The organism is Streptomyces brevispora (assembly GCF_007829885.1).
GTDB classification, from domain to species: domain Bacteria; phylum Actinomycetota; class Actinomycetes; order Streptomycetales; family Streptomycetaceae; genus Streptomyces; species Streptomyces brevispora.
Genome location: NZ_VIWW01000001.1, coordinates 4794639 through 4821104, shown reverse-complemented (window position 1 = coordinate 4821104; position 26466 = coordinate 4794639). Strand labels below are relative to the sequence as shown.

General features: G+C 69.8%; 27 protein-coding genes and 2 pseudogenes. 2 read left to right on the top strand and 27 right to left on the bottom strand.

The genetic code is table 11. The features are described from left to right. Positions 1–70: 70 nt before the first annotated feature. The 7 genes from FHX80_RS22500 to rpsB all read right to left on the bottom strand — a co-directional run bounded on the left by FHX80_RS22500 (position 71) and on the right by rpsB (position 7275). A complete protein-coding gene (locus FHX80_RS22500) occupies positions 71–1174 on the bottom strand; it encodes a thiamine ABC transporter substrate-binding protein (protein ID WP_145765847.1) in 1104 nt (367 codons plus the stop codon). Positions 1175–1424: 250 nt separating this feature from the next. Further along, positions 1425–2531: a dual-specificity RNA methyltransferase RlmN gene (gene rlmN / locus FHX80_RS22495; RefSeq protein ID WP_145765846.1), complete on the bottom strand. Its 1107-nt coding sequence runs from the start codon at positions 2529–2531 to the stop codon at positions 1425–1427. Positions 2532–2635: 104 nt separating this feature from the next. Beyond that, positions 2636–3721, bottom strand: a complete 1086-nt coding sequence (locus FHX80_RS22490) for a phosphatidate cytidylyltransferase (protein ID WP_145765845.1) — start codon at positions 3719–3721, stop codon at positions 2636–2638. Beyond that, positions 3721–4278, bottom strand: coding sequence for a ribosome recycling factor (gene frr, locus FHX80_RS22485; protein WP_024488459.1), 558 nt, complete (start codon positions 4276–4278; stop codon positions 3721–3723). Before frr ends, FHX80_RS22490 begins: the two co-directional genes overlap by 1 nt. Before the next feature lie 172 nt (positions 4279–4450). After that, positions 4451–5227, bottom strand: a complete 777-nt coding sequence (pyrH, locus tag FHX80_RS22480; RefSeq protein WP_145765844.1) for a UMP kinase — start codon at positions 5225–5227, stop codon at positions 4451–4453. Between the two features lie 158 nt (positions 5228–5385). Beyond that, positions 5386–6240, bottom strand: coding sequence for a translation elongation factor Ts (tsf, locus tag FHX80_RS22475; protein WP_145765843.1), 855 nt, complete (start codon positions 6238–6240; stop codon positions 5386–5388). A gap of 99 nt (positions 6241–6339) precedes the next feature. Further along, positions 6340–7275, bottom strand: coding sequence for a 30S ribosomal protein S2 (rpsB, locus tag FHX80_RS22470; RefSeq protein ID WP_145765842.1), 936 nt, complete (start codon positions 7273–7275; stop codon positions 6340–6342). 405 nt (positions 7276–7680) lie between these two features. Here rpsB and FHX80_RS22465 point away from each other — a divergent pair. After that, positions 7681–8422: pseudogene (locus tag FHX80_RS22465) on the top strand (murein hydrolase activator EnvC family protein). Between the two features lie 25 nt (positions 8423–8447). Here the strand turns inward: FHX80_RS22465 and FHX80_RS22460 are convergent. The 18 genes from FHX80_RS22460 to FHX80_RS22375 all read right to left on the bottom strand — a co-directional run bounded on the left by FHX80_RS22460 (position 8448) and on the right by FHX80_RS22375 (position 22548). Further along, positions 8448–9023 (bottom strand): TetR/AcrR family transcriptional regulator, encoded by a 576-nt coding sequence (locus FHX80_RS22460; protein WP_145767435.1) that lies wholly within the window; start codon positions 9021–9023, stop codon positions 8448–8450. Between the two features lie 118 nt (positions 9024–9141). Then, entirely contained in the window at positions 9142–9978 is an 837-nt protein-coding gene (gene whiG / locus FHX80_RS22455; RefSeq protein ID WP_145765841.1) for an RNA polymerase sigma factor WhiG, read from the bottom strand. Between the two features lie 291 nt (positions 9979–10269). Continuing rightward, the gene (gene dprA, locus FHX80_RS22450) at positions 10270–11424 is read right to left on the bottom strand and encodes a DNA-processing protein DprA (protein ID WP_244318381.1); all 1155 of its coding nucleotides are present in this window, start codon (positions 11422–11424) and stop codon (positions 10270–10272) included. A gap of 116 nt (positions 11425–11540) precedes the next feature. Then, on the bottom strand, positions 11541–13166 hold the full coding sequence (locus tag FHX80_RS22445) for a YifB family Mg chelatase-like AAA ATPase (RefSeq protein WP_145765839.1): 1626 nt from the start codon (positions 13164–13166) through the stop codon (positions 11541–11543). Continuing rightward, positions 13166–13525, bottom strand: coding sequence for a YraN family protein (locus FHX80_RS22440; RefSeq protein ID WP_145765838.1), 360 nt, complete (start codon positions 13523–13525; stop codon positions 13166–13168). Before FHX80_RS22440 ends, FHX80_RS22445 begins: the two co-directional genes overlap by 1 nt. An 84-nt stretch (positions 13526–13609) precedes the next feature. Next, on the bottom strand, positions 13610–13918 hold the full coding sequence (locus FHX80_RS22435; RefSeq protein WP_003965949.1) for a DUF2469 domain-containing protein: 309 nt from the start codon (positions 13916–13918) through the stop codon (positions 13610–13612). A 63-nt stretch (positions 13919–13981) separates the two neighbouring features. Further along, positions 13982–14470, bottom strand: a complete 489-nt coding sequence (locus tag FHX80_RS22430; RefSeq protein ID WP_145765837.1) for an NUDIX hydrolase — start codon at positions 14468–14470, stop codon at positions 13982–13984. Continuing rightward, the gene (gene lepB / locus FHX80_RS22425) at positions 14460–15209 is read right to left on the bottom strand and encodes a signal peptidase I (RefSeq protein ID WP_145765836.1); all 750 of its coding nucleotides are present in this window, start codon (positions 15207–15209) and stop codon (positions 14460–14462) included. The genes FHX80_RS22430 and lepB (FHX80_RS22425) overlap by 11 nt, the downstream gene beginning before the upstream one ends. A gap of 49 nt (positions 15210–15258) precedes the next feature. Then, positions 15259–16164 carry a signal peptidase I gene (gene lepB / locus FHX80_RS22420; RefSeq protein ID WP_244318619.1) on the bottom strand — a complete coding sequence of 302 codons (906 nt, stop codon included), beginning with the start codon at positions 16162–16164 and terminating at the stop codon, positions 15259–15261. Positions 16165–16378: 214 nt separating this feature from the next. Then, the gene (gene lepB / locus FHX80_RS22415; RefSeq protein WP_145767434.1) at positions 16379–17284 is read right to left on the bottom strand and encodes a signal peptidase I; all 906 of its coding nucleotides are present in this window, start codon (positions 17282–17284) and stop codon (positions 16379–16381) included. After that, a complete protein-coding gene (gene lepB / locus FHX80_RS22410; RefSeq protein ID WP_145765834.1) occupies positions 17181–18257 on the bottom strand; it encodes a signal peptidase I in 1077 nt (358 codons plus the stop codon). Before lepB (FHX80_RS22410) ends, lepB (FHX80_RS22415) begins: the two co-directional genes overlap by 104 nt. Continuing rightward, positions 18250–19020, bottom strand: a complete 771-nt coding sequence (lepB, locus tag FHX80_RS22405; RefSeq protein WP_145765833.1) for a signal peptidase I — start codon at positions 19018–19020, stop codon at positions 18250–18252. Before lepB (FHX80_RS22405) ends, lepB (FHX80_RS22410) begins: the two co-directional genes overlap by 8 nt. Positions 19021–19065: 45 nt before the next feature. Next, on the bottom strand, positions 19066–19416 hold the full coding sequence (gene rplS / locus FHX80_RS22400) for a 50S ribosomal protein L19 (protein WP_145765832.1): 351 nt from the start codon (positions 19414–19416) through the stop codon (positions 19066–19068). Between the two features lie 171 nt (positions 19417–19587). Continuing rightward, complete coding sequence (trmD, locus tag FHX80_RS22395) at positions 19588–20409, bottom strand: tRNA (guanosine(37)-N1)-methyltransferase TrmD (protein WP_145765831.1); 822 nt, start codon at positions 20407–20409, stop codon at positions 19588–19590. Continuing rightward, positions 20409–21032: a ribosome maturation factor RimM gene (rimM, locus tag FHX80_RS22390; RefSeq protein WP_145765830.1), complete on the bottom strand. Its 624-nt coding sequence runs from the start codon at positions 21030–21032 to the stop codon at positions 20409–20411. Before rimM ends, trmD begins: the two co-directional genes overlap by 1 nt. Positions 21033–21111: 79 nt before the next feature. Next, entirely contained in the window at positions 21112–21351 is a 240-nt protein-coding gene (locus FHX80_RS22385; RefSeq protein ID WP_145765829.1) for an RNA-binding protein, read from the bottom strand. A 2-nt stretch (positions 21352–21353) separates the two neighbouring features. Next, positions 21354–21797 (bottom strand): 30S ribosomal protein S16, encoded by a 444-nt coding sequence (gene rpsP, locus FHX80_RS22380; protein ID WP_145765828.1) that lies wholly within the window; start codon positions 21795–21797, stop codon positions 21354–21356. A 157-nt stretch (positions 21798–21954) separates the two neighbouring features. Beyond that, positions 21955–22548 carry a hypothetical protein gene (locus tag FHX80_RS22375; protein ID WP_145765827.1) on the bottom strand — a complete coding sequence of 198 codons (594 nt, stop codon included), beginning with the start codon at positions 22546–22548 and terminating at the stop codon, positions 21955–21957. Between the two features lie 502 nt (positions 22549–23050). On the opposite strand from FHX80_RS22375, the gene FHX80_RS22370 reads away from it, so the two are divergent. After that, positions 23051–23905: a class I SAM-dependent methyltransferase gene (locus tag FHX80_RS22370; RefSeq protein WP_145765826.1), complete on the top strand. Its 855-nt coding sequence runs from the start codon at positions 23051–23053 to the stop codon at positions 23903–23905. A 49-nt stretch (positions 23906–23954) separates the two neighbouring features. Here the strand turns inward: FHX80_RS22370 and FHX80_RS22365 are convergent. Both FHX80_RS22365 and ffh read right to left on the bottom strand, forming a co-directional pair. Then, positions 23955–24520: pseudogene (locus FHX80_RS22365) on the bottom strand (M41 family metallopeptidase); the annotation flags it as partial. Between the two features lie 385 nt (positions 24521–24905). Beyond that, positions 24906–26456, bottom strand: a complete 1551-nt coding sequence (ffh, locus tag FHX80_RS22360) for a signal recognition particle protein (protein ID WP_145765825.1) — start codon at positions 26454–26456, stop codon at positions 24906–24908. Positions 26457–26466: the final 10 nt, after the last annotated feature.

Sequence of the window (26466 nt, the reverse complement as noted above, 5' to 3'; positions counted from 1 at the left end):
GCGCTCCCGCGCCGCGCCCGGGTGCGTGCGGCCTTCCCGCGCGCGCCCGGTCCGCGTACGGGAGTCCTCGCTACTTCACTACGAGCGAGGACCATGACTGGACCCACTGCTCACGGTTCTCGGCGATCGTGTCCGGGGCGACGGTCGAGGGCTTGTCGACGGTGGCCCCGAACTCCGTGAAGAGGTCCGGCACCTTCGCACCCTTGGTGACCGGGCTGACGAACATGTTGAGCGGCATGTCCTCCTGGAACTTCTTGCCGATGAGGAAGTCCAGCAGGGCCTTGCCGCCCGCCTCGTTCTTCGCACCGCCGAGCAGACCGGCGAACTCGATCTGCCGGAAGCACGTCCCGGTGGCGACCCCGGTCGGGGCCGTCTTCGGCTGCGGATCCGCGTACAGCACCTCGACGGGCGGGCTGGAGGCGTAGCTGACGACGAGCGGCCGGTCGGCCTTGGCCTTCCTGCCGCCCGCGGAACCGGAGAACTCCTCGTTGTACGCCTGCTCCCAGCCGTCCACGACCTTGACGCCGTTGCTCTTCAGCTTCTTCCAGTAGTCCTGGTAGCCGTCCTCGCCGTAGGTGGCGACGGTGCCGAGGAGGAATCCGAGGCCGGGCGAGGACGTCGCGGCGTTCTCGGTGACGAGGAGGTTCTTGTACGCGGGCTTCGCCAGGTCCTCGAAGGACTTCGGCGGCGCGAGCTTCTTGTCGGCGAAGTACTTCTTGTCGTAGTTGACGCAGATGTCACCGGTGTCGACCGGGGTGACCCGGTGCTTGCCGGCATCCAACTGGACGTCGGCCGCGACCTGGTCGAGCCCCTTGGCCGCGTACGGCGTGAAGAGGGCGTTGTCGAGGGCGCGGGAGAGCAGGGTGTTGTCGACGCCGAAGAACACGTCGCCGCGCGGCGAGCCCTTGGTCAGGATCTCCTGGTTGAGGGCGGTGCCCGCGTCCCCGCTCTTCAGGACCTTGACCGTGTAACCGGTCTCCCGGGTGAACTCCTTCAGTACGCCCTTGGAGACGTTGAAGGAGTCGTGGCTGACGAGGGTGACGGTCTTGGAGCCGGCGCCCTTGGTACCGGCGGAGCCGGACGCCGAGTCGTCGGAGCTTCCGCATCCGGCGAGCGCGGTGACACCCAGCGCGGCGGCGACGGCCGTCACCGTGATCTTCTTGGTGGTGCTCATGTGATTCCTCCTGGGGTGACCAGGAAGAGACGCGACCCTGCCCGCCCCGGCGGAAACCGGAAGCGGGCAGGGCTCAACAGCTTGAGTAAGGTCCGAACTTCCTACCCGGAATGACCCGGGCGAGGTTCAGAGGGTCTGCGGCCAACCTGTCCTTGGTGCCGCACTCTCAGCGCTGTGGCGCTCCCCTGTCGGAATATTGAATTGATTTCGGCCTCAGGCTACACGGCCGGTTTCGGCCCCAGAGCCTGCCCTAGCGCTCGGATGCCGCCAGCTGCCCGCAGGCGCCGTCGATCTCCTGGCCCCGGGTGTCCCGGACGGTCACCGGCACCCCGTGCGCGGCGATCGCCTCGACGAACGCCTTCTCGTCCTCGGGCCGCGAGGCGGTCCACTTCGAGCCCGGCGTCGGGTTCAACGGGATCAGGTTGACGTGTACCCGCTTGCCCTTGAGGAGCCGGCCCAGCCGGTCGCCCCGCCAGGCCTGGTCGTTGATGTCACGGATCAGCGCGTACTCGATGGAGATACGGCGTCCGGACTTCTCGGCGTACTCCCAGGCGGCGTCCAGCACCTCGCGCACCTTCCACCGGGTGTTCACCGGCACGAGCGTGTCGCGCAGCTCGTCGTCCGGGGCGTGCAGCGAGACGGCGAGACGGCACTTGAAGCCCTCGTCGGCGAACCGCAGCATCGCCGGCACGAGTCCGACGGTGGAGACGGTGATCCCGCGCTGCGACAGTCCCAGCCCGTCGGGCTCGGGGTCCGTCAGCCGACGGATCGACCCGACCACCCGGTTGTAGTTGGCGAGCGGCTCACCCATGCCCATGAAGACGATGTTGGAGAGCCGGGCCGGGCCCCCGGGGACCTCGCCGTCGCGCAGGGCCCGCATGCCGTCCACGATCTGGTGGACGATCTCCGCGGTGGAGAGGTTGCGGTCGAGACCGGCCTGCCCGGTGGCGCAGAACGGGCAGTTCATCCCGCATCCCGCCTGCGAGGAGATGCACATCGTGACCCGCTCCGGGTAGCGCATCAGAACGGACTCGACCAGCGTGCCGTCGTGCAGCTTCCACAGCGTCTTGCGGGTGGTGTCGTCGTCGCAGCTGATGTGCCTGACCACGGACATCAGATCAGGGAACAACGCCTCGGCGAGCTTGTCCCGCGACCCGGCGGGGATGTTGGTCCACTCCGCCGGGTCGTGCGAGTACCGCGCGAAGTAGTGCTGCGAGAGCTGCTGGGCGCGGAAGGGCTTCTCGCCGGTCGCGGCGACGGCTTCCTTGCGCTCGGCGGGCGTGAGGTCGGCGAGGTGCCGCGGCGGCTTCTTGGCTCCGCGGGGCGCGACGAAAGTGAGTTCTCCGGGCTTAGGCATGGTTCATCCAGTGTCGCAGACAGAACAGTGAGGGCCCGCCGCCCTGTGGACAACGGACCCTCACTGGTAAAAACGCAGGTCAGACGGGGTGATCCGGCAACTGCTCAGCCGGAGCCGACGAAAATCACCATCAGTAGCCAGACCACCGGCGCGGTCGGCAGGAGGGAGTCCAGCCGGTCCATGATTCCGCCGTGCCCGGGAAGCAGCGTGCCCATGTCCTTGATCCCGAGGTCCCGCTTGATCATCGACTCGCCCAGGTCACCGAGGGTGGCGCTGGCGGCGACCGCGAGGCCGAGCAGCAGGCCCTGCCACCAGGATCCGCCGTCGATCAGGAACTGCATGCACAGGGCACCGGCCACCATCGCGAAGGCCACGGCTCCGAAAAGGCCCTCACGGGTCTTCCCGGGGCTGATGCGCGGTGCGAGCTTGTGCTTGCCGAACCGCCAGCCGACGGCGTACGCGCCGGTGTCGCTGACCACGGTCAGCAACAGGAAGGTCAGGACCCGCTGCGGCCCGTCGCCCGCCGTGAGCAGCATCGCGACGAAGGTGGCCAGGAACGGTACGTAGAACGCGGCGAAGACCCCGGCCGTGACGTCCTTGAGGTAACCCTCCGGCGGTTCGGTCATCCGCCAGACGAGCACCGCGAGGGCGGTCAGCGCCATCGCGGCCCAGGCGCCCTCGGCACCTCGCGCGTAGCCGGCCACAACCATGGCCGCGCCACCAACCGCGAGGGGTACGAGTGGCGCCTTGATGCCCTTGCGTTCCTCGAGCCGGGAGGTGAGCTCCCAGAGACCGACGACGACGGCGACCACGATCACACCGACGAAGACGGCCTTGACGACGAAGAGCGAGGCGACGACGACGGCACCCAGCCCCACGCCGACCCCTATGGCGGCTCCCAGATCACGGCCCGCACGCTTCTTCGGCGGGGGTGGCGGCGCGGTGGACATGGGCTCCTGCGGCTTCTCGTCGCGGAACAGGGGGCCGCCGCTCAGGTGTGCGGCCCCCTGGTCCCGGTCATCACGATCGTCAGCGTCTCTACCTGCGTCGGGAACGTCCGGCACGATGGGCATGGGCCGAGTCTGCTGGGCGATATGCACATCGTATGCAGGACCCGCCGGAGCGGCCCGCATCTCAGGAGCGGCCCGTTGGCCGGTGCCCTGCGGGGCACCCCAGGAAGAGTCGTTCATCAGACTTCGAGCAGCTCGGCTTCCTTGTGCTTCAGCAGCTCGTCCACCTGCGCGACGTACTTCGCGGTGGTGTCGTCGAGCTCCTTCTCGGCGCGACGTACCTCGTCCTCGCCGGACTCCTTGTCCTTGACCAGCTTGTCGAGGGTCTCCTTGGCCTTGCGGCGGACCGCCCGGATCGAGATCTTGGAGTCCTCGGCCTTCGTCTTCGCGACCTTGATGTAGTCGCGACGACGCTCTTCGGTGAGGTCGGGGAAGTTCACCCGGATGATATTGCCGTCGTTGCTCGGGTTGACGCCGAGGTCGGAGTCGCGGATGGCCTGCTCGATGTTGCGCAGCGCCGTCTTGTCGAACGGCGTCACGACGGCCATACGGGGCTCGGGCACCGAGAACGAGGCCAGCTGGTTGATCGGGGTCAGCGCGCCGTAGTAGTCGGCGACGATCTTGTTGAACATCGCCGGGTGCGCACGGCCGGTGCGGATCGCGGCGAAGTCCTCTTTCGCGACCACGACGGCCTTCTCCATCTTCTCCTCGGCCTCGAGGAGGGTTTCTTCGATCACCACGTGCTCCTGCGTGTCTTGAGTGGGCCCGGCGTGCTCGGGCCCGGCGGGTCCTGCGTCGCGTCCTCACCTGCACGGTGTCCGACCGGCAGGCCGTTGTCCATCCTTCGGGGCCTTACCACGGGCCCCGGGAACTCACTGGGTCTTCCCCCGCGGTTCGGTCCCCCGGTTCTCAGGCCCGGGTGCCCCGGTCACTCACGAGCGAACCGATCTTCTCACCCTTGACGGCGCGGGCGATATTGCCCGCCGTCGTCAACTCGAAGACGAGGATCGGCAGCCGGTTGTCACGGCAGAGCGTGATGGCGGTGGCGTCGGCGACCTTGAGGTCGCGGGCGAGCACCTCGCTGTACTCCAGCGCGTCGAACTTCACCGCTCCGGGGTTGGTCTTCGGGTCGGAGTCGTAGACCCCGTCCACACCGTTCTTGCCCATCAGCAGAGCCTCGGCGTCGATCTCCAGGGCGCGCTGTGCCGCGGTGGTGTCGGTGGAGAAGTACGGCATGCCCATACCGGCGCCGAAGATGACGACGCGGCCCTTCTCCAGGTGCCGCACGGCACGCAGCGGAATGTACGGCTCCGCGACCTGCCCCATGGTGATGGCGGTCTGGACGCGGGAGTCGATGCCCTCCTTCTCCAGGAAGTCCTGGAGCGCCAGGCAGTTCATGACCGTGCCGAGCATGCCCATGTAGTCGGACCGGGCCCGGTCCATACCGCGCTGCTGGAGCTCGGCGCCGCGGAAGAAGTTGCCGCCGCCGATGACGATCGCGATTTCCGCGCCGTCCCGGACGACCGCCGCGATCTCGCGTGCGATGGCGTGCACGACGTCGGGATCGACACCGAGACCCCCGCCACCGGCGAATGCCTCTCCGGACAGCTTCAGCATGAAGCGGCCGGCCACCTTGCCGTCGTCGCGCCTGTGGTCACCTGTGGCGGCGTCCGCGCCCTTGTTCATGGAGATTCTCCTCGTGCACATACGAAGAAGGCCATTGCCGGTGGGTCCGATGTCCCTCAGCGGCAATGGCCTCCTCGTCAGATCTGCGGTCGTACGGCGGTGTGCGGCCGTCGACTGCACCAGACCCTATCGGGGTCCACCGTTTTTCGCGGACGGACTCAGATGCCGACCTTGATGCGCGAGAAGCGCTTCAGGGTGACACCGGCCTCGTCCAGGACCTTCTGGACGGACTTCTTGTTGTCCTTGGCGAACGCCTGCTCCAGGACGACGACGTCCTTGAAGAAGCCGTTGACCCGACCCTCGACGATCTTCGGAAGGGCGGCCTCGGGCTTGCCCTCCTCGCGAGAGGTGGCTTCGGCGACACGACGCTCGTTCTCGACCGTCTCGGCCGGGACCTCGTCGCGGTTGAGGTACTTCGGGGCGAAGGCGGCGATGTGCTGCGCGACGTCCTTGGCGACCGTGGCCGCAGCCTCGTCCGTGGCGGATCCCTTGTCGAGCTCGACAAGGACGCCGACCTGCGGCGGGAGGTCGGGCATCGTGCGGTGCATGTACGCAGCCACGTAACCGCCGGTGAACTGCGCGAAGCGGTCCAGGACGATCTTCTCGCCGAGGTTGGCGTTGGCCTCGTCGACGTAGGCCTGGACGGTCTTGCCGGCCTCGATCTCGGAGCCGAGCAGCGCGGCCAGGTCGGCCGGGGAGGTGGCGGCGACGTGCGCGGCCAGCGCGTTGGCGACGGCCTGGAACTTCTCGCCCTTGGCGACGAAGTCCGTCTCGCACTTCAGCTCGAGCAGGACGCCGGAGGTCTTGTCCTCGGAGATGAGGGAGACGACGGCGCCGTTCTCGGCAGAACGGCCCTCGCGCTTGGCGACGCCCTTCTGACCCTTGATACGAAGGGCCTCGACGGCACCATCGACGCTGCCATCGGCCTCGTCGAGCGCCTTCTTGCAGTCCATCATGCCGGCGCCGGTGAGCTCACGGAGCTTCTTGACGTCAGCGGCGGTGTAGTTCGCCATGAGTCTGTATGTCTCTCTCGAAGTCTGAAAGATCTACGGGTGAACGGCGGGGGCGGCGCCTGTGGCACCGGCCCCCGCCGTCGTCAGCCGTGACGGGTGTCAGGCCTGCTCGCCGTCCGCGGCCGGAGCCTCGGCAGCGGGGGCCTCGACGGCCGGCGTCTCGGTGGCGGCCTCGGCCTCGACCTCGGCCGGCGTCTCAGCGGCGTCCGCGACCTTCTCGGTCTCGGCGGAGGTCTGGACCTCGGCGTCAGCCTTCTTGTCGCCCTCGAGCAGGTCACGCTCCCACTCGGCGAGCGGCTCGCCGGCGGCCTTCTCGCCCGGCTTCGAGTCGCCGGTCGCAGCGCCGGAGCGGGCGATGAGGCCCTCGGCGACGGCGTCGGCGATCACGCGGGTGAGCAGGGTGACGGAGCGGATCGCGTCGTCGTTGCCCGGAATCTTGTAGTCGACCTCGTCGGGGTCGCAGTTGGTGTCCAGGATCGCGACGACCGGGATGTGGAGCTTGCGCGCCTCACCGACGGCGATGTGCTCCTTCTTGGTGTCGACGATCCAGACGGCGCTCGGCACCTTCTGCATCTCGCGGATACCACCGAGGGTCTTCTCCAGCTTGGCCTTCTCGCGGGAGAGAACCAGGAGCTCCTTCTTGGTGAGGCCGGAGGCGGCCACGTCCTCGAAGTCGATGAGCTCAAGCTCCTTCAGACGCTGAAGGCGCTTGTAGACGGTGGAGAAGTTGGTGAGCATGCCACCGAGCCAACGCTGGTTGACGTACGGCATGCCGACGCGCGTCGCCTGCTCGGCGATGGCCTCCTGGGCCTGCTTCTTCGTACCCACGAACATGATGGAGCCGCCGTGGGCGACGGTCTCCTTGACGAACTCGTAGGCGCGGTCGATGTACGACAGCGACTGGAGCAGGTCGATGATGTAGATGCCGTTGCGCTCGGTGAAGATGAAGCGCTTCATCTTCGGGTTCCAGCGACGGGTCTGGTGACCGAAGTGGACGCCGCTTTCCAGCAGCTCCCGCATCGTGACGACGGCCATGGCCGTACTCCTTGAGGTGCTCGGTTATCGCGACCGCAGGTTTGCTGTCGCGCCTGACGCCCCGACGCGCCGTGCCACGAGGGACCGAGGAGCGCGGCCACCTCCGTAAGGGAGATGGCGGGGCGTGCGAAGTCGACCCGGTGACCCGGATCGCCACAAGAAGTGTACGGGACCCATCGAGTGCCGGGTGACGGCGCTGTCCACAACCGGCCGGTACTCCACAGATCCGGTCCATGATCCCCCGCGAACCGGGCGGCCGGGGGACGGTGGTGCCATGCGAAACACAACTGACCTGGACGGACCCCGGGTCCGGGCCGGGGGACGCGGCGCACCGGGTGCCGGACGGGGGCTCCTGATGCGGGCGGCATCGGCGGCAGCCGCCGCGGCGCTTCTCGCGATGGGGTACTGCGGGACGGCCGCCCCGGCCACGAAGCAGCCGCACATGTCCCTGCCCGCGCCCGCGCCGGACCCGGCGGATCTGCCGGACGGGGTGGATCTGCCGGACCCGGTAGATCCGGCGGACCCGGCGGACCCCGTGGACCCAGCGGACCCCGTGGACCCAGCGGACCCCGTGGACCCAACGGACCCCGTGGACCCAACGGACCCCGTGGATCCGCCGACCGGCGGACGGGTCTGGCCGCTGGCGGGGCGGCCCGTGGTCGTACGGGGATGGGAGCCGCCCGCCACGGACTACGGGCGGGGGCACCGCGGGGTGGACCTCGCCGCCGGACCGGGAACGGCGGTGCTCGCGGCCGCTTCCGGCCGGGTCTCGTTCGCGGGCGGTGTCGCGGGACGAGGGGTGTTGGCGATCGAGCTGGCGGACACGGGCGATCCGCCACTGCGGACCACGTACGAGCCGGTGCGCCCGCTGGTCGCGAAGGGGGACCAGGTCGCTGCGGGACAGGTGGTGGCGGTCATCGGGACGGGACCGTTCCACTGCGCGGCCGGTTGTCTGCATTGGGGGCTGCGCCGCGCAGCGGCGTATCTGGACCCGCTGTCACTGTTGCCGCCCTCACTGCTGCGGCGCGGACCGTCCCGGCTGCTGCCGGTGACCGGTGTGCCCGAACCCGGACTTTCGGCGGCAGAGCCGCGCAGCGGTGCCCCGGCGTTGCTGCCGGATGGCGGACCCGCCGCCCCGCTCCGCTGACGGGCGTCGCGGCGAGGCGCCGACGTCAGCCCTGCTCGCCGGGGACTCCCCGGACGCCGCGAAGGATCATGGCGACGGCGGTGTCCGCGATCACGTCCGGCTCCTCCGCCACGCTGAGTTCGATGCGTCGCACCGCGGCGTCCACGGAGCCCTGCAGCAGCATGGCCGCCAGCCTGGGCTGCTCATGGCCGAGATCTCCGAGCGCCTCGACGATCATGGCGATCAGCCCGCCGTGCGCGGCGCGGATCTTCTCGCGGGCGCCCGCGTCCAGCTCGCTCGCGGAGATCGCGACGACGGCCCGGTGGCGCCGGTCCCCCACGAGATCGAGCTGCCGTCGCACGTACGCCTCGATCTTCTCCTCCGGCGTCCCTGCCCGCTCCATCGCGTTCTCCACCTCGGCCGCCCAGACGGGGAAGTCGACGGTGCAGAGCTCCTCGACGACGGCGGCGCGGGAACGGAAGTACTCGTAGACGGATGACCTGGCGAGGCCCGTGCGTTCGGCGAGGGCGGGGAAGGTCAGTGCCTCCGTGCCTCCCTCGGACAGCAGGGAACGCGCTGCGTCCAGGAGGGCGCCGCGCTGCATGGTCCGGTGCTCGGCCACGGAGGCCGCTCGAATCCTGGGCACGCGTCCACTCTACGGCGACCGGCGCGGGGGAGGGGGCGGGCGGCCCCGATCGGTGGCCGGAGCGGACCCGGCCGAACATCGCCGGCGAGTGGTCTCAGCGACCGGAGTCGGCCAGTTTCCCGCGCAACTGCAACACGGACTTGGTGTGGATCTGGCTGACCCGGCTCTCGGTGACCCCGAGGACGTTCCCGATCTCGGCGAGGGTGAGACCCTCGTAGTAGTAGAGCGTGACGACCGTCTTCTCGCGGTCCGGGAGGGTGTTGATCGCCCGGGCGAGCAGCCGCCTGAGCTCACGCCCCTCGGCCACTTCCACCGGGTTGTCGGCGGCGGTGTCCTCGAGCGTGTCCATCAGGCTCAGCCGGTCGCCGCCCTCGCCGCCCACATGGAGCAGCTCCTCCAGTGCGACCACGTTCGCCAGCGACAACTGGCTGAAAACCGCATGCAGTTCCTCCAGCGCGATCTCCATCTCCGCGGCGACCTCCGCCTCCGACGGGGTACGACGCAGCCGCGCCTCCAGCGTGGCGTAGGCGCGTTCCACGGCCCGCGCCTTCTGGCGCACGGAGCGCGGGATCCAGTCCAGCGCACGGAGTTCGTCGATCATCGCGCCCCGGATGCGGGTGATCGCGTACGTCTCGAACTTGATCGCGCGCTCGATGTCGAACTTCTCGATCGCGTCGATCAGCCCGAAGACCCCCGAGGAGACGAAGTCCGCCTGCTCGACGTTGGACGGCAGGCCCACGCTCACCCGGCCGGCGACGTACTTCACCAGGGGCGAGTAGTGCAGGATCAGCTGTTCCCGCAGCCTCTCGTCGCCCGTGGTCTTGTACGAGCGCCACAACTCGTCGAGCGAGGAGGGGGCGGGAGGGCGCACAGTGTCACGCGCAGCCGGTGGTACTGCCGCACGGTCAGACCCGGAGGTGTGCTGGGGCATGTGGTGCCTTGAGCCGTTCTGCTGTGAAGTGCTGAGGGATTTGTGTCTGGGGCGGGATCCTTGTGAGCGTAGCGTGACTGAAGTGTCGCGGTACGCGCAGGATATGGGATCGGCGCTGTGCCCTTCCGGATGAACGGATCACGACACCGGGCGCGGCGAAGGACATGACGGCGCTCACGGACGAGGACATGGCCGACGTCCGGGGCCGACGCGTCACGCGCCGGCCCCGGAGTCGTTGCCGAACGATCCGCCGAGGTCATCGGCCTCACCTTTTCACCCGAATGCTCCAGGTCAAGTACCGCCTCGCCGCGCGTCGTCATTGCGAGTCCGCCGTCGCGTCAACTCCCATCCATCGCCATGACGTTCGACGAACCCCAGTGAGTGCAGTTCGTACAACCTGGCGAGCGCAGCGTCGGCGCTCGTTCCCGCGGTGCGGGCCACCTCGCGCCCGTCGGCGGCGCCGCGGGCCGGCAGCGCGTCGAGGACCCGGCCGCACTCGGCGTCCAGAAGGTCCCGCGGAAGCACCGGACCGCATCTGGCCGGGGCGAGTTCTCCCATGTCACCCACCAGTTCGGCGACTTCCGCGGCGTCCGTCACCAGCACGCCCTCCCCTCGAAGGAGTTCATGAACGCCTGCCGACAGACCGCTGGTGGCAGGTCCCGGAACGCCCATGGTGAAGCGGCCCAGTCGCTGGGCCCAGCGTGCCGTGACCAGTGAACCGCTGCGGTATTCGGCCTCGACCACGACGGTTCCCCTCGTCAACGCGGCGATGACCCTGTTCCGGAGGATGAATCTGCTGCGGGTGGGGTGGGCGGCCGGCGGCAGTTCGCCGATGACGAGTCCCTGTTCGACCATGCGCCCGATCAGTTCGGTGTGTCCGCGGGGGTACACGACGTCCACCCCGCAGGCCAGCACCGCCATCGTCGCGCCACCGGCGGCGAGGGCGCCCCGGTGCGCCGCCCCGTCGACCCCGAACGCCGCGCCCGAGACGACGACCCACCCCCGCTCGGCGAGACCTGCGCCAAGTGTCGTCGCCATGTGCGCGCCGTACGGTGTGCAGGCGCGGGCGCCGACCACCGCGACCGAACGCAGCGCCCAGAGCCGCAGACCAGGCCTTCCCCGTACCCAGAGCCCGGTCGGTCTGGTGTCGCCCAGGTCGTCCAACTGGGTCGGCCACTCCTGGTCGCCCGGACACACGAAGCGCCCGCCGACCTCGGCCACGGCCGCCAGATCCCGCGCGGGGTCGGCCGTCTCCACCCGCAGCCGATAGCCGGCCAGACGTTTCGCCGTCATGCCGTTCAGCTGCTCGGCCGATCCGTCCCGGACCGTGATCCGCCGCAGCAGTTCCACACCGCCGCACTCCCGCAGCCAGCGGCCACCCCGTTCGTCCCCCGGCTCCAGGACCCTGGTCAGCGCGGCGCGCGCCAGCCGCTCCCGGTCGCTCACCCCGCCGGGAGCCGGCGCCGGCCGCTCCCGGTCTCCTGTCCCCGGCGTCCGCGCCTCGGCCGGCGGGCTGTCCCCGGCGCCCGGCGCCCGTCCGCTTCCCCCGCCCCCATGCCCCGTCATGCCGCCCCCGCCGTCAGTGGGGCCCCTCGCGGGATCCCGGTCCGCAGCTCCAGTGCCACCGCGACGTCCGAGGCGTCCGGCCGGTCGGCGCCCCGTAGATCCGCGACGGTCCACGCCACCCGCAGAACCCGGTCCAGGCCGCGTGCGGTGAGCAGGCCCCGCTCCATGTCCCGCTCGGCCGCCATCAGTGCCCCCGGCGCCACGACCAGCCGGGTCCTCAACTCGTGTCCGGGCACTTCGCTGTTGGTGGTCCAGGGGGTGCCGGCCAGTCGCTCCGCCGCCCGGGCCCGGGCCGCCCGCACCCGGGCGACGACCGTCGCGGTCGACTCGCCCCGGCCGCCCTGTCCCATCAGGTCCGCGCGCTTGACGGGGTCGACGGCCACCCGCAGATCCACCCGGTCGAGCAACGGGCCGGAGAGCCGGGCCTGGTAGCGCCGGACCGACGCGGGAGGGCATTCACAGCCGGCCCCGCTCAGGGTGTGCCGCCCGCACGGGCACGGGTTGGCGGCCAGCACCATCAGGAACCGGGCCGGCAGCCGCACCACCCCGGCGCTGCGAGCCACCACCACGTGCCCCGACTCCAGCGGCTGACGCAGTGCGTCCAGGGCCCGTACCGAGAATTCCGGCGCCTCGTCCAGAAAGAGGATGCCGCGATGAGCCAGCGACACCGCGCCGGGCCGTGGCAGCCCGTTGCCCCCGCCGATCAGCGACTGCATGGTCGCCGAGTGGTGCGGTGCGCAGTACGGCGCCCGGGAGACCAGGGGTTCGCCCGGCGGAAGGATGCCCGCCACCGAGTGCACCGCGGTCACCTCAAGGGATTCCTGCCTGGTCAGGGGCGGCAGGATCGCGGGCAGCCGTTCGGCGAGCATGGTCTTGCCCGCGCCCGGCGGTCCGGACAGCAGAAGGTGGTGGCTGCCAGCCGCTGCGACTTCCAGGGCCTTGCGCGGACGCTCCTGACCCGCGACGTCCGCCAGGTCGGGCCGGTGTCCCTCGCCCTGCGCCGAACCCCTGGCGGTGCCGGTGCCCATACCGGCGCCGGGCACCATGAGGCCGGCCAGCATGGTGTCGGGACGCCCCTGGTCGTGGGGCTCCTGTTCCTCGGGCACCGGTTCGTCGCGGAGCAGGGCGATCAACTGCCGCAGGCTCCGGACCCCGAGCACGGAGACCCCGGGCACCAGCGCTGCCTCGCCCGCCGTCTGTTCCGGGACGACCACCTGCCGGTAGCCGGCCTCCGCCGCGGCCAGGACGGCGGGCAGTACCCCGCGCACCGGCCGTACCCGGCCGTCGAGCCCCAACTCCCCGATCATCACCACATCGGCGATCGAAGCGGGGTCGATCCGCTCGGCCGCGCCGAGCACCGCGCACGCGACAGCGAGATCGAAACCCGAACCGCCCTTGGGTACCGAGGCCGGGGACAGACCCACCGTGAGCTTTTTCTGCGGCCACTCCGCGCCGGAATTGGCCACCGCCGCCCTGACCCGGTCGCGGCTCTCCACCAGGCTCTTGTCCGGCAGCCCCACCAGGGTGAACGCCGCCACCCCGGGCTCCAGGTCCGCCTGGACCTCCACCACCACGCCCTCGACGCCGACCAGCGCCACCGAGCAGGCACGCGCGAACCCCATCAGGCCACCCCCCGCGCATGCTCGGCCCGCGGTGCACCGCGCCTGGGCAGCACCACGCCGACCAGGTCGATCCGCACCCCGCCGGGCGGCGGGCCGTCGTGCCGGTCGAGCCAGAGTTCGGCCAGCCGTCGCAGCCGGTCCGCCTTGGCCGGTGTGACGGCGGCCATCGGGTGCTCGAAGCCACCCGCCCTGCGCGTCTTCACCTCACAGATGACGAGCGCGTCGCCGTCCAGCGCGACAATGTCGATCTCGCCGGCGCGACAGCGCCAGTTCCGCTCCAGTACGGACATGCCGGCATCGGTCAGCAGCCGCGCCGCCAGATCCTCGCCGTACCGCCCGAGTGCCCCCCGTGCGTTCATATCGGCACCACCTCCGGCACCGACTCTGCCGCGTTCCCCCGCCGCTAGTGGATCTTGGTGGATAAGCAGGTGAATGTGGACAACTCAGCCACCCGGAAGTTCGAGATCGCTCTTGTTGAGCTCCTCGATGTTGACGTCCTTGAACGTCAGGACCCGGACCTGCTTGACGAACCGTGCGGGCCGGTACATGTCCCAGACCCAGGCATCCGCCATGGACACCTCGAAAAACACCTCGCCCTGGACCGAGTGCACCTGCATCTCGTAGTCGTTGGTGAGGTAGAAGCGCCGTTCGGTCTCGATCACATATTTGAACAGACCGACGACATCGCGGTACTCCCGGTAGAGCTTCAGCTCCATCTCGGTCTCGTACTTCTCGAGGTCCTCGGCGCTCATTGGCATGTTCCCCTTCAGCCGTGCGTTCCCCCATTGTGCGCCAGGCCCCGACGCCCCGGACGCTCAGGCGATTTCGGGAGCCAGGACCAGCGGCGCACGCGGAGGACCCTCGTCGAGCAGCGTGCGCAGCAGCCCGGCGAGTCTGGTCGGGTACACCGTCTCACGCGTCGCCGACAGTTCGGCGGAGGTCCACCACCTCAGACCCGCGACACTGCGCCGTTCCAGCCCGGTCTGCCCGCTGGTGTCCGTCAGGGTCTGTGTCGTACGGGCGAGGAAGTACCACTCGTCCTGATCCCAGCGCCGGCCGTCGAACGAGAAGGAGCACATCCGCTTCCAGAGAAGCGGGCCCAGCTCGACATCCGTGATCCCGGTCTCCTCGGACAGCTCGCGCAGCGCCGCCCGCTCCCGGGTCTCGTCGCCCTCCAGCCCGCCGCCGGGGGTGAACCACCACGCGCTCGCCGGGGCCTCCGGTTCGAACCCGTGCATCAGTAGAATGCGGTCGTCCGGATCCAGGAGTACCAGGCGGGAGACCTTGCGCTTCTCAACGGACACCGGTAGCCGCCTGCCGCTGCTTGTTCCGCTTCGACCGGGCGGTACGGGCCGCGACCGGGCCGTACACGGCACCGGCCAGAATGAGCACCACACCCACGGCCACGGCCCCGAGCTGAAGCTTGAGGGGCCCCGCCGACGACACCCCGCCCGGCAGCGCGGCGAAGGCCTTCGGCCGTTCGATCATGGCGCCCAGCGGCCAGGCGACGGCGTCCACCCGGGCCGTCACGGCGCTGCGGGGTACCGAGCCCTGTCCGCGGTCCTCCAGATGGACCCGGGAGTCCAGCGAGACCCGGCGGTCGTCGCCCAGGAGAAAGAGCTTTCCCTTGGGCACCTCGGCCGTGAAGTCGTTCCCCGAGGCGGGGTCGGTCGTCCGCAGATACGGTTCCTCAACGGGTATGCCGTTGACCGTGAGGAGCCCGCCCTTCTCGCAGCAGGCGATCTTGTCGCCGCCGATTCCGACGACCCGCTTCACCATCGGCATATCGCCCCACGCCTGGTCGGTGAACACCACCACATCACCGCGGCGCACCTCGCTGCCGTCCACCCGTTGCGCGAGAACCCGGTCGCCCGCGTTCACCGTCGGTGTCATCGACTCGGTCGGCACCGTGTACGGCCGGTACACCACGGCTGCCCAGGCGAAACCGCCGAGGAAGAGCACACAGCCGACGGCCACCGCCAGCCCCGACAGCATGCTGCCGAGCCGGCCGCGGCCGTCATCCGTACGTCCCGTTCCACTCATCCCAGCGTCCCCCATCGGAGATCGACAATCGCTGATCCGAGTCGGCACCCTACCGGGCGGTACGCTCGCTGGTCAGCCTGCGCCTGCGCCTGATCACGATCGGCAGCGCACCGGCGATGCCGATCGCACCGGGTGCCATCGCCGCCGCGGCGCTCAGACCCGGCTGGTCGAAGGTGTCCGGGACCGGCAGGGTCGCCCAGCGGTTGATCGGCCAGGCCACCACCACGGCCCGGCCCACGACCTCGTCCACCGGCACGAAGCCCTTGTTGGCGTCATTGGTGTGATAGCGCGAGTCCGAGGAGTCCTGCCGGTGGTCGCCCATCACCCAGATCTTGCCGTCGGGCACCTTGAACGGCCCGAAGGGCATGTCGTCGCACGGCGTGCCACCGGGGAAGAGGTACGGCTCGTCGAGCGCCTTCCCGTTGACCTCGACCGGGCCGCCCTTCTTGCACGACACGGTGTCTCCGCCGACCGCCATCGTCCGCTTGATCAGGTCCTTCTCCTGCGACGACGGCATCAGACCGATGAAGCTCAGAAAGGTCTGCACCGCATTCGGCTCAGGAGTCGGCTCCCCGTCCAGCCAGCCACTGGGGTCGTGGAAGACGACGACCTCACCGCGTTCCGGCTCCGAGCCGAACCACGGGGTCAGCTTGTCGACCAGCACCCGGTCACCCCGCTGGAGGGTGTTCTGCATCGAATCCGACGGAATCGAGAACGCCTGCACCAGAAACGTCTTGATCAACAGCGCGAGGATCAGCGCAATGCCGATGAGGAGCGGCAGCTCCTTCCAGAAGGGGCGGGGCTTCCTCGGCTCCTTTCCGTCCCGGTCCGAGGTGCGCGCACCCTCCAGCACGTCCGGATCCCCGGTCTCCCCCACCGGATCGAAGGCAGCGTCAGCGGGCTGCTCGAGCCTCTCCGTGGACTGTCCGTGTCCAGATCGTGCTCCGCCTGCCACGTCGCTCACATTCATTCCTCACTCTGCGCCAACGCCGGCCCACCGGGCCTGCGGATCACAAACCCACCCCCTGGATAACGAGCGGGGGTTCCCGGAGCCTTTGCCCTCGCCGGGCCGGTGGAGAAGAGGAGCCGGGCGCCGTCCGCAACGGGAGCGCGCCCACCGAGCCCACCGGTGGACGGGGCAGGGCAGCCCGACGAGCGGCTCCGGATGCCTAGTCCTGCTTCTGCCGTTCCGGAGCGGCCCGGTGCCGCCTGCGCCGGAGCACGATGGGCACGGCGCCGGCGAAGCCGAGCGCACCGGGCGCCAACGCCGCCGCGGCGTTCAGCCCCGGCTGGTCGAAGGTCTTCGGAATCGGCAGGGTCGCCCAGCGGTTGATCGGCCACGCGACCACGATGGCCCGGCCGACCACCTCGTCCGTGGAGACGGTGCCGCCGCCCGGCAACTCCTGGTGGTAGCGGGAGTCGAGGGAGTTCTGACGGTGGTCGCCCATCACCCAGATACGGCCCTTGGGGACCTCGACCGGGCCGAACGGCTCGTCGTTGCAGGCGGTGTTCCCCTTGAAGATGAAGGACTTGTCGTCCAGCGCCTTGCCGTTGACCGTGACGGGACCGTTCATCTGGCACTCGACCGTGTCACCGCCGATCGCGATGACCCGCTTGATCAGATCCTTCTCCTCGGCTGACGGCATCAGCCCGATGAAGCTCAGGAACTTCTGCACCGCGTTCGGGTTGGCCGCCGGGGTGTTCTCCAGCCAGCCGCCCGGATCGTGGAAGACGACGACCTCACCGCGTTCCGGCTCGGCGCCGAACCACGGGGTCAGCTTGTCGACCAGCACCCGGTCCCCCCGCTGGAGGGTGTTCTGCATCGAATCCGACGGAATCGAGAACGCCTGCACCAGAAACGTCTTGATCAGCAGCGCGAGGATCAGCGCAATGCCGATGAGGAGCGGCAGCTCCTTCCAGAAGGAGCGGGGCTTCTTCCGGGCCGTACTGCCGTTGCTCGGGGAGTCGTCGTCACTCTCCGTCCGGCCCGCTGTTGTCCCGGCCGACTCGGCATTGCCCGGAATGTCCGGCCGGTCCTCGGGTTCGCCGTGTCCGGATCGTGCGCCCACCGCCAAATCCCCCACATCTGCTCCTTATTCCGTGCCACCGCCTGCGCCCTAGCCGGTGCAGGCCAACCACTCCCATAACGAGCGGGAGTTCCGCAGGGGTCGGGAGCCGGATCATTCCGTTGGGATCCTGGGACACACTATTCGACGGCCCGGGGGCAGTAGCAGTCCCGGCGCGCGCGTCCGGGACCGTGGAGAACGCCGGACGTTCCTCCAGCTTCCGCCAGTGTCCGAAGGGCCAGGCGATCACCACGGCCCGTCCCACTACGGCATCCTCGGAAACCGTGCCGCGGGCCGTCTTGTCCAGATGGAAACGTGAATCGGCGGAATTGGAGCGATGGTCACCCATCACGAAGATTCGCCCGAGCGGAACCTTTACCTCGAATTTGATCGTGGAGGGGGGATTGCCGGGATACAGATAGGGCTCCTCGACCGCCTGGCCGTTGACCATGAGCCGGCCGTCCGTGTCGCAGCACTTCACCGTGTCGCCACCGACGGCGACCACTCGCTTGATCAGGTCCTGTTCGTCGTCGGACGGCAGCAGCCCGATGAAGGTCAGCACACCCTTCACCTGCTTGATGACGACGGGGGGCTCCTTCGCCGTGACCGGATTCGGCGGCGGCCAGTCGGAGGGGTTCTTGAACACGACCACGTCACCACGCTGTGGCCGGGACCCGAACCAGGGCGTCAGCTTGTCCACGAGGACCCGGTCGCCGATCCGGATGGTCTGTTCCATGGACCCCGACGGGATCACGAAGGCCTGCACCAGGAACGTCTTGAGGACCAGCGCGATCACCAGGGCGACGGTGATGAGGAGGGGTATCTCCTGGACGGCCGATCTGCGCCGCTTCCGCTTCACCTTGCGGGCGAGCTTGCGCCGCTCCGCCCTCGTGGGCAGCGAGCGGGCGGCCGTCGGTCCGGTGCCGGCGGGGGGTGGTCCCCCGGGATCGGCAGCGCCGTGCGGCCGCCCGCGGTTACCCATGTGCCGCCCCCGGCGCCGGTATGCCGTCGAAGGCCTCGGTGCCCGGCAAAGAGCCCAGCCGTCCCAGCGGCCAGCCGATCCAGTCGGCCCGGCCGATCACCTTGTCGACGGGCACCATGCCGCCCCCCGGTTCGCCCAGGTGGTCGCGGGAGTCCCGGGAACGGCTGCGGTGATCGCCCATCATCCAGAGCGTGCCGTCCGGCACGACGATGTCGAACGGGGCCCGGGACGGCGCGTCACCCGCGAACAGGTAGCCCTCGTCCACCGGCCGGCCGTTCACCTCGACCCGCCCCCGCTTGTCGCAGCAGACCACCCGGTCGCCCCCCACACCCACCACCCGCTTCACGAAGTCGGTCTCGGCGGGCTCCGCGAGCCCCAGGGAAGCCGCCGCGGCGTGCAGCAGCCCGGTGACGGGGTTCCCCTGCGGCGCCTCCTGGACGAAGGAGCCGGTGCCGTCAAAGACCAGCACGTCGCCACGCCGGGGTACAGAGCCGGAACGGTACGCCAGCTTATTGACCAGCACCCGGTCCCCGACCCGCAGCGTGGACTCCATCGAGCCGCTTGGGATCAGGAACGGCTGCACCACGAAGGCGCTGAGGAGCAGGACGAAGACCGAGCAGACGGCACCGAGCGCGAGAGTACGCCGCAACGACATCGAGGCGGCGAAACGGTGCTGCATACGCGAGAAGCGCGACCCCTCCTCCGGCCCCGTGGGGGCTGCGGAGGAGCGGTCGCGCTCCGTGGTTCTTGCTTCCGTGTCCATCGGGGCCAGAGCTTATCCGCCCGTGCCGTGGACCTGGGAGCCAGCTCAGCGGTCGCGCTTCTCCTTGATCTTCGCGGCCTTGCCGCGCAGCTCACGGAGGAAGTACAGCTTGGCGCGACGGACGTCACCGCGGGTGACGAGCTCGATCTTCTCGAAGATCGGGCTGTGCACCGGGAAGGTGCGCTCGACGCCGACGCTGAAGGAGACCTTGCGGACCGTGAAGGTCTCGCCGACGCCCGCACCCTGGCGGCGGATGACGATGCCCTTGAACTGCTGGATACGGGAGCGGTTGCCCTCGATCACGCGCACGTGAACGTTGATGGTGTCACCGGGGCGGAACGCCGGGACGTCGGTACGCAGCGAGGCGGCGTTGACGCCATCGAGCAGGGAAGCCATGTTGTCTGCTTTCTTCGCCAATGCCACAGGTCATCGACGGGAGAGTGATGAGTTCGGGGTGCTGATCGCGTCGGACGGGCGTCGGGACCATCCCCACATGAATACGTATGGGGAACACAACGGCCGCTTTCCCCCTGTGGCAGGGGCGCACGCCGGACGTACAGCAGCGGCCTATTCTTCCACGGCGTCGGGCCTGCGCCAAAATCGGCCGCCGGGCTCCGGTGACCAGCCGAGGATCGAGAGCATCTCGCGGTCCTTCTTGTCGAAGCCCGCCGCCTCGCAACGCTCGATCAGATCGGGCCGGTTGAGCGCGGTACGACGGAAGGCCTCGTCCCGGCGCCAGCGCGCGATCCGGCCGTGGTGGCCGCTGAGCAGCACGTCCGGGATCCCCCGGCCGCGCCACTCGGGCGGCTTGGTGTAGACGGGCCCCTCCAGCAGATCGGCCATCGCGCCGGGGGCGAAGGAGTCGTCCCGGTGCGATTCGGCGTTGCCGAGCACTCCGGGCAGCAGCCGGGCCACCGCCTCCGTGATCACCAGCACCGCGGCTTCCCCGCCGGCCAGCACGTAGTCGCCGATGGACACCTCGACGACCGGCATCCGAGTGGCGTACTCCTCGGTCACCCGCCGGTCGATGCCCTCGTAGCGGGCCGGGGCGAAGATCAGCCAGGGCCGCCCGGACAGCTCGACGGCGAGCTCCTGGGTGAACGGCCGGCCGCTCGGCGTGGGCACCACGAGCACCGGGGAGTGGGCACCGGCCTCGTAACCACCGGCCAGGGTCTCGTCCAGGGCGTCGCCCCACGGCTCGGTCTTCATGACCATGCCGGGACCGCCGCCATAGGGGGTGTCGTCGACCGTGTTGTGGCGGTCGTACGTCCACTCCCGCAGATCGTGCACATGCACGTCGAGACGCCCGCGGGCGCGGGCCTTGCCGACGAGCGAGACGTTCAGCGGTTCCAGGTACTCGGGGAAGATCGTGACGACGTCGAGGCGCATCAGTCGTCCTTCCCGGACTCGACGGCATCGGACGCGGACCCGCGCTCACGAGAGCCGGACCCGGCCTCGGCGGCTGCGGACTCCTCGTCGCGCGAGGAGACCACGACCGCCTCGCTCTCGTCGATCAGGCCCGGCGGCGGAGTGATCACCGCGCGCTGCTCCTCCAGATCGATCTCGGAGACGATCTCCTCGACGAACGGGATCATCACCTCGGTGCCGTCGGGACGCTCCACGATGAAGAGGTCCTGGGACGGCAGGTGCGTGATCTCGGTGATCCGGCCGATCTCGGTGCCGTCGGCGAGAACCACGTCCAGGTCCATCAGCTGATGGTCGTAGAACTCCTCGGGGTCCTCCGGGAGCTCCTCCGGGTCGACATCGGCGATCAGCAGCGTGTTGCGCAGCGCCTCGGCGCCCGTACGGTCCCGTACGCCCTCGAAACGCAGCAGCAGCCGGCCGCTGTGCACCCGGCCGGTCTCGATCGTCAGCGGTCCCGTCGTGGCCGGCTCGGTGGCCAGCACCGCACCGGGTCCGAGCCGGAGCTCCGGCTCGTCCGTGCGCACCTCGACGGTGACCTCGCCCTTGATGCCGTGGGCGCGACCGATCCGCGCGACTACCAACTGCACCTTGTGTATCTCCTGTCGTACGACGACGGGCCGGGGTGGGCGCATGGCCCTCCCCGGCCCGTGCCGGTGTTCAACTCTGTCAGCGAACCTGATCCACATCGACGAGGTCGACACGGATACCACGGCCGCCGATGGCGCCGACGACGGTACGCAGCGCGCGTGCGGTGCGGCCGTTGCGGCCGATCACCTTACCGAGGTCATCGGGGTGGACCCGAACCTCGAGCACACGGCCCCGACGCAGATCGCGCGAAGCGACCTGCACGTCCTCGGGGTTGTCAACGATGCCTTTCACGAGGTGCTCGAGAGCCTCCTCGAGCATGCTCAGGCCTCGGTCGACTCGGCAGGCGCGGCAGCGTCAGCAGCCTCGTCCGCCTTCTTGTCGGCCTTCTTCGCCTTCTGCGTGATGGCCTCGCCCTTGGACTCCTCGCCGATGTCCTTGGTCAGGGCCTCGAACAGGGCGCGCTTGTCGGCCTTGGGCTCCGGCTGCAGCAGCGGCGCGGGGGCCGGGAGGCCCTTGTGGGCCTGCCAGTCACCGGTGAGCTTCAGGATCGCGAGAACCGGCTCGGTCGGCTGGGCGCCGACGGACAGCCAGTACTGCGCGCGCTCTGCGTTGACCTCGATGCGCGAGGGGTTCTGCACCGGGTGGTACAGGCCGATCTCCTCGATGGCCCGGCCATCACGGCGGGTACGGGAGTCGGCGACGACGATGCGGTAGTGAGGCGAACGGATCTTGCCCAGACGCTTCAGCTTGATCTTGACTGCCACGGAAGTGGTGTCTCCTGGTCTATGACGTGGTTGGGCACAACGAAGATGCCACGTGGGGTTGCGGTACTCGAGTGCCCGATGGACGCGTCAGCCGGAGGAGAGAGGGGTCCTATGCGACTGTCGAGTACAGCTAGCCATTGTGCCACACCACATCGGCTCACCCCACCGCGACCACTGCCTCCGGGATCCGGAACGGCTTTCCGCAGCCGCCGCAGACAATCGGGGCCTGCGCGAGGACCGAGGGGACGACGCGCACATTGCGACCGCAGTCGCAGACGGCCTTGACCCGCACGCCCCCTCCGGAGGAGCCGTGCCGGGCGGCCGGGCCGCGGAAGGAGCGCTTGGTGTCGGCGGCGGTGGCCACGGTGTGCGCCTTGAGGGCGCGCTGCAACCGCTCCATCGTCGGCCGGTACCGGCGCTTGGCCTCGGGGTTGAGCGTGACCAGTGAGAAGCCACTGCTGGGATGGGGCTCCTCGGCGTGGTCGAGGCCCAGCTCCTCGGCGATCGCGAGGAACCGACGGTTGTGGTAACGGCCGGCGCGCGAGGTGTCACGGACACCTCGGGTGGCGGCGATGCCATGGACTGCCTCGTGGAGCAGCCGTTCGAAGGAGAGCTCGGCGCCACAGGCGGACGAGGACTCTCCGATCAGGGACTCGGGCGCGGCGAGAGAGGGCAGCTCGGGGTGGTACCGCTGAATGTCGGCCCACGCCTGTGCCAGCTCTGCGGCAAGTACAGGTGGTGTCGTGCTCACGTCGTGACAACGAGCGCGAGCACCCCAGTGTTCCGATTCCGGGGCATCCCAAATAATTTGCACGTACCAGTCAGTTGCGGTTCATGTGTCCTGACGAGGGCGGGTGCGCTGATCTGCGGAGAAGTCACACAGCTCACACCAAGGTGGTACGTAGTGTCGTGTACGCCCGAGCGCGTAGACGGCGCGTACGCCTCCCGGAACTCGCACCACCCGGGCGCCCCGAAACCCGGCGGGCGCCGCCCCCGGGAACCGACAGTACCGGGGGCGCGGCCCGCCCCGCTCCCCTCCCCCGCGCCCTCGACATGCCCGGCCCCGCGTGTCGGGTGAGACTGGACCGGCGAGCGGCACCGGGGGCAACCATTGCCCGTAGCCCCCTGGACGCGGCGGCGGATGCGCAGTTCTCTGGCTTACGGGGGAAGCGCGGCCGCAGGCACGGGGAAATCGTCCACTCGGACTCGACCGATCGACATGACCGGCATCTCGGCGGATTGGGGCGCATTCCATGACACCAACGCTCGTCCGGCACCACACGCACACGGATTCGTCCGCTTCGGTGGACACCGGTTCCCGCGCCCGCGACTGGGCCGAGATCCAGGAGCGGATGCTCGCGCCGCTGTACGAGGCGGTCTACCGGCGGCTGGAAGTGGGGGCCGCCACCCGGATGCTCTCGCTCGGCTGCGGCTCCGGGCTCGCGCTGCTGATCGCGGCCGGCCGCGGAGCTCGCGTCACCGGCATCGACGCCGATGCCGAACGTCTCACGCTCGCCCGGGTCCGGCTGCTGCCGGATCACGAGGGCGCCGCCGGTCCCCCGGCCACCGGGCCGTGGCTCCTGGACGGCGTTCCGGCCGCGCCGACCGGCCACGAGCCCTACGACCTGATCACCGCGTTCACTCCGATCGGCTGCTCGGCCGACGACGCGGAGGAGCTGGTGGGCGCGCTCGGTTCCGCGATACCGCTGGCGGGCCGGGGCAGCACGGTCGTACTGACCGGCTGGGGCCCGCCCGAGCGGTGTGCCACGGCCGCGGTGCTGCGGGTGGCGGCCCGGCTGGCGGAGGGTACGCGTTCCCCCGGTGCGGGCGGCTGGCTGGGCGCCCAGCGGGACGATCTGGAGGACGTGGCGTTCCGGACCGGGCTGAAGCCCGACGGCTCGGGGCGGGTGGCGTGCCCGTTCGGCTACGCGGACATGGACAGTGCGGTCCGGGGTCTGCTGTCGACACGGCTCTTCGACGCGGCGATACGGGCGACGGACCGGTCCCAGGTGGAGAAGGAGGTGGCGGAGGCCCTGCGCCCGCACCGGCGGCGGGACGGCACAGTCTGGATGCCCAACGTGTTCCGCTATCTCGTCTGCACGACGTAGGGAGCCGGAGGGCCGGCCTCGCGAACCCACGACGCAGGAAACGGGACCCCTACGGTTTGGCCAGCCGGGTGATCCCCGCGGCCCGGTAGGCGGCCGCCTCGTCCAGCGTCTCGTTCTGCAGCAGCGCCCCGGCCAGCGAGTCCAGCCGGTCCCGGTTGTGCCCAGTAGCCGGCACGCCTCCTCGTAGCACTCGTCGACGATGCGCCGCATCTCACCGTCCACCGCGTCCAGCGTCGCGGGCGCGGCCGAGAGGCCGTACGCCTGCTGGGCATCGGCCGGGATCGCCGCCAGCCGGCCCACCTTGTGGCTCATGCCCCAGCGGCCCACCATGCCCCAGGCCAGACCGGTGACCTGCTCCAGATCGCTCTCCGCGCCCGTGGTGACGACGCCGAACACCACCTGCTCGGCCGCCATCCCGCCGAGCGCGCCGATGATCCGGCCGCGCAGATACTCCTCGGTGTACGCGTACTTGTCGGCGTCCGGTGTCGAGAGGGTGACCCCGAGCGCCCGGCCGCGCGGCACGATGGTGACCTTGCGGACGGGGTCGGCGCCCGGCTGGAGCATGCCGAGCAGCGCGTGCCCGCTCTCGTGGTACGCGGTCCTGCGGCGTTCCTCTCGATCGTCGGCTCTTGCTCGCCGTTGAAGAAGGAGAGCACCAGATTGGCGATCAGGTAGACGGCCAGCGCGGTCAGCAGCAGCCCGCCCCAGCCTCCCGGCATCTTCCGGCCCGGCGGCGTGGGCGGCGGGGCGCCCTCGGAGCGCCAGGGCTGGTCGGTTCGGTCGCGGGGAGGTACCGGACTGGTCACGCGTGCTCCTCTGCCGACAGCCGTTGAGCCGACACCAAGGGAGAAACAGGGGCGAAGCTCTCGGAGCGGCTGCCCGCTGGCCCATGGGGGGACCCCGACTCCCTCACACCCGCCGACGGGGCCCCACCTCCCCGCACACGCCCGAGGGGGCGCCCGCCGTGAAGCGGGCGCCCCCTCGGGCGTGTGCGGGCCGGTCAGCCCATGAACTTCTTGAACTCGTCCGGCAGCTCGAAGTTCTTGTCGTCCTGGCCGGCCGGCAGACCGAAGGCGCCGCCCTGCGCCGCCTGCTCGCGGCGGGCGGCCTCGGCCTGCTCCTCGGCCTTGCGCTTCATCGGGTTACCGCTCTTGCGCTTGCCCTTGGCCTGCTTGACCTGCTTCTTCTGCCGGCCGGGACCGCCGCCCATGCCCGGCATCCCGGGCATCCCCGGCATGCCGCCGCCCTGTGCCATCTTCGACATCATCTTGCGTGCGTCGAAGAACCGCTCGACCAGGTTCTTCACGGCGCTGACCTCGACGCCGGAGCCCTTGGCGATACGGGCACGGCGCGAGCCGTTGATGATCGTCGGCTCGGCGCGCTCCTTCGGGGTCATCGACTTGATGATCGCGGCGGTGCGGTCCACGTCGCGCTCGTCGATGTTGTTGATCTGGTCCTTGATCTGCCCCATGCCGGGCAGCATCCCGAGCAGCTTGGAGATGGAGCCCATCTTCCGGACCTGCTCCATCTGGGCGAGGAAGTCGTCGAGCGTGAAGTCCTTGCCCTTGCTGGACGCCAGCTTGGAGGCCATTTTGGCGGCCTCTTCCTGGCTGAAGGTCTTCTCCGCCTGCTCGATCAGGGTGAGCAGGTCACCCATGTCGAGAATGCGCGAGGCCATCCGGTCCGGGTGGAAGGCGTCGAAGTCCTCGAGCTTCTCGCCGTTCGACGCGAAGATGATCTGCTTGCCCGTGACGTGGGCGATCGACAGGGCCGCACCACCGCGGGCGTCGCCGTCGAGCTTGGAGAGCACCACACCGTCGAAGCCGACGCCGTCGCGGAAGGCCTCGGCGGTGTTGACCGCGTCCTGACCGATCATCGCGTCGACGACGAAGAGGATCTCGTCGGGGCTGACGGCGTCGCGGATGTCCGCGGCCTGCTGCATCAGCTCCTGGTCGATGCCGAGACGGCCGGCGGTGTCGACGATGACGACGTCGTACTGCTTGGACCGGGCGAACTCGATCGAGTCCTTGGCGACCTGGACCGGGTCGCCCACGCCGTTGCCCGGCTGGGGCGCGTACACCGCGACACCGGCGCGGTCGGCGACGACGCTCAGCTGGTTGACGGCGTTGGGGCGCTGGAGGTCACAGGCGACGAGCAGCGGGGAGTGGCCCTGGCCCTTGAGCCAGACGCCGAGCTTTCCGGCGAGGGTCGTCTTACCGGCACCCTGGAGACCCGCGAGCATGATCACGGTGGGCGCGGTCTTGGCGAACCGCAGCCGCCGGGTCTCGCCACCGAGGATGGAGACGAGCTCCTCGTTGACGATCTTGATCATCTGCTGCGCGGGGTTCAGCGCCTGGGAGACCTCGACGCCGCGCGCCCGCTCCTTGACGTTGGCGATGAAGGACCGGACGACGGGCAGGGCGACATCGGCCTCGAGCAGGGCGATACGGATCTCGCGAGCCGTGGCGTCGATGTCCGCCTCGGACAAGCGGCCCTTGCCCCTGAGGTTCTTGAAAGTCGCGGCAAGGCGGTCGGAGAGAGTATCGAACACGGCGCTCGTC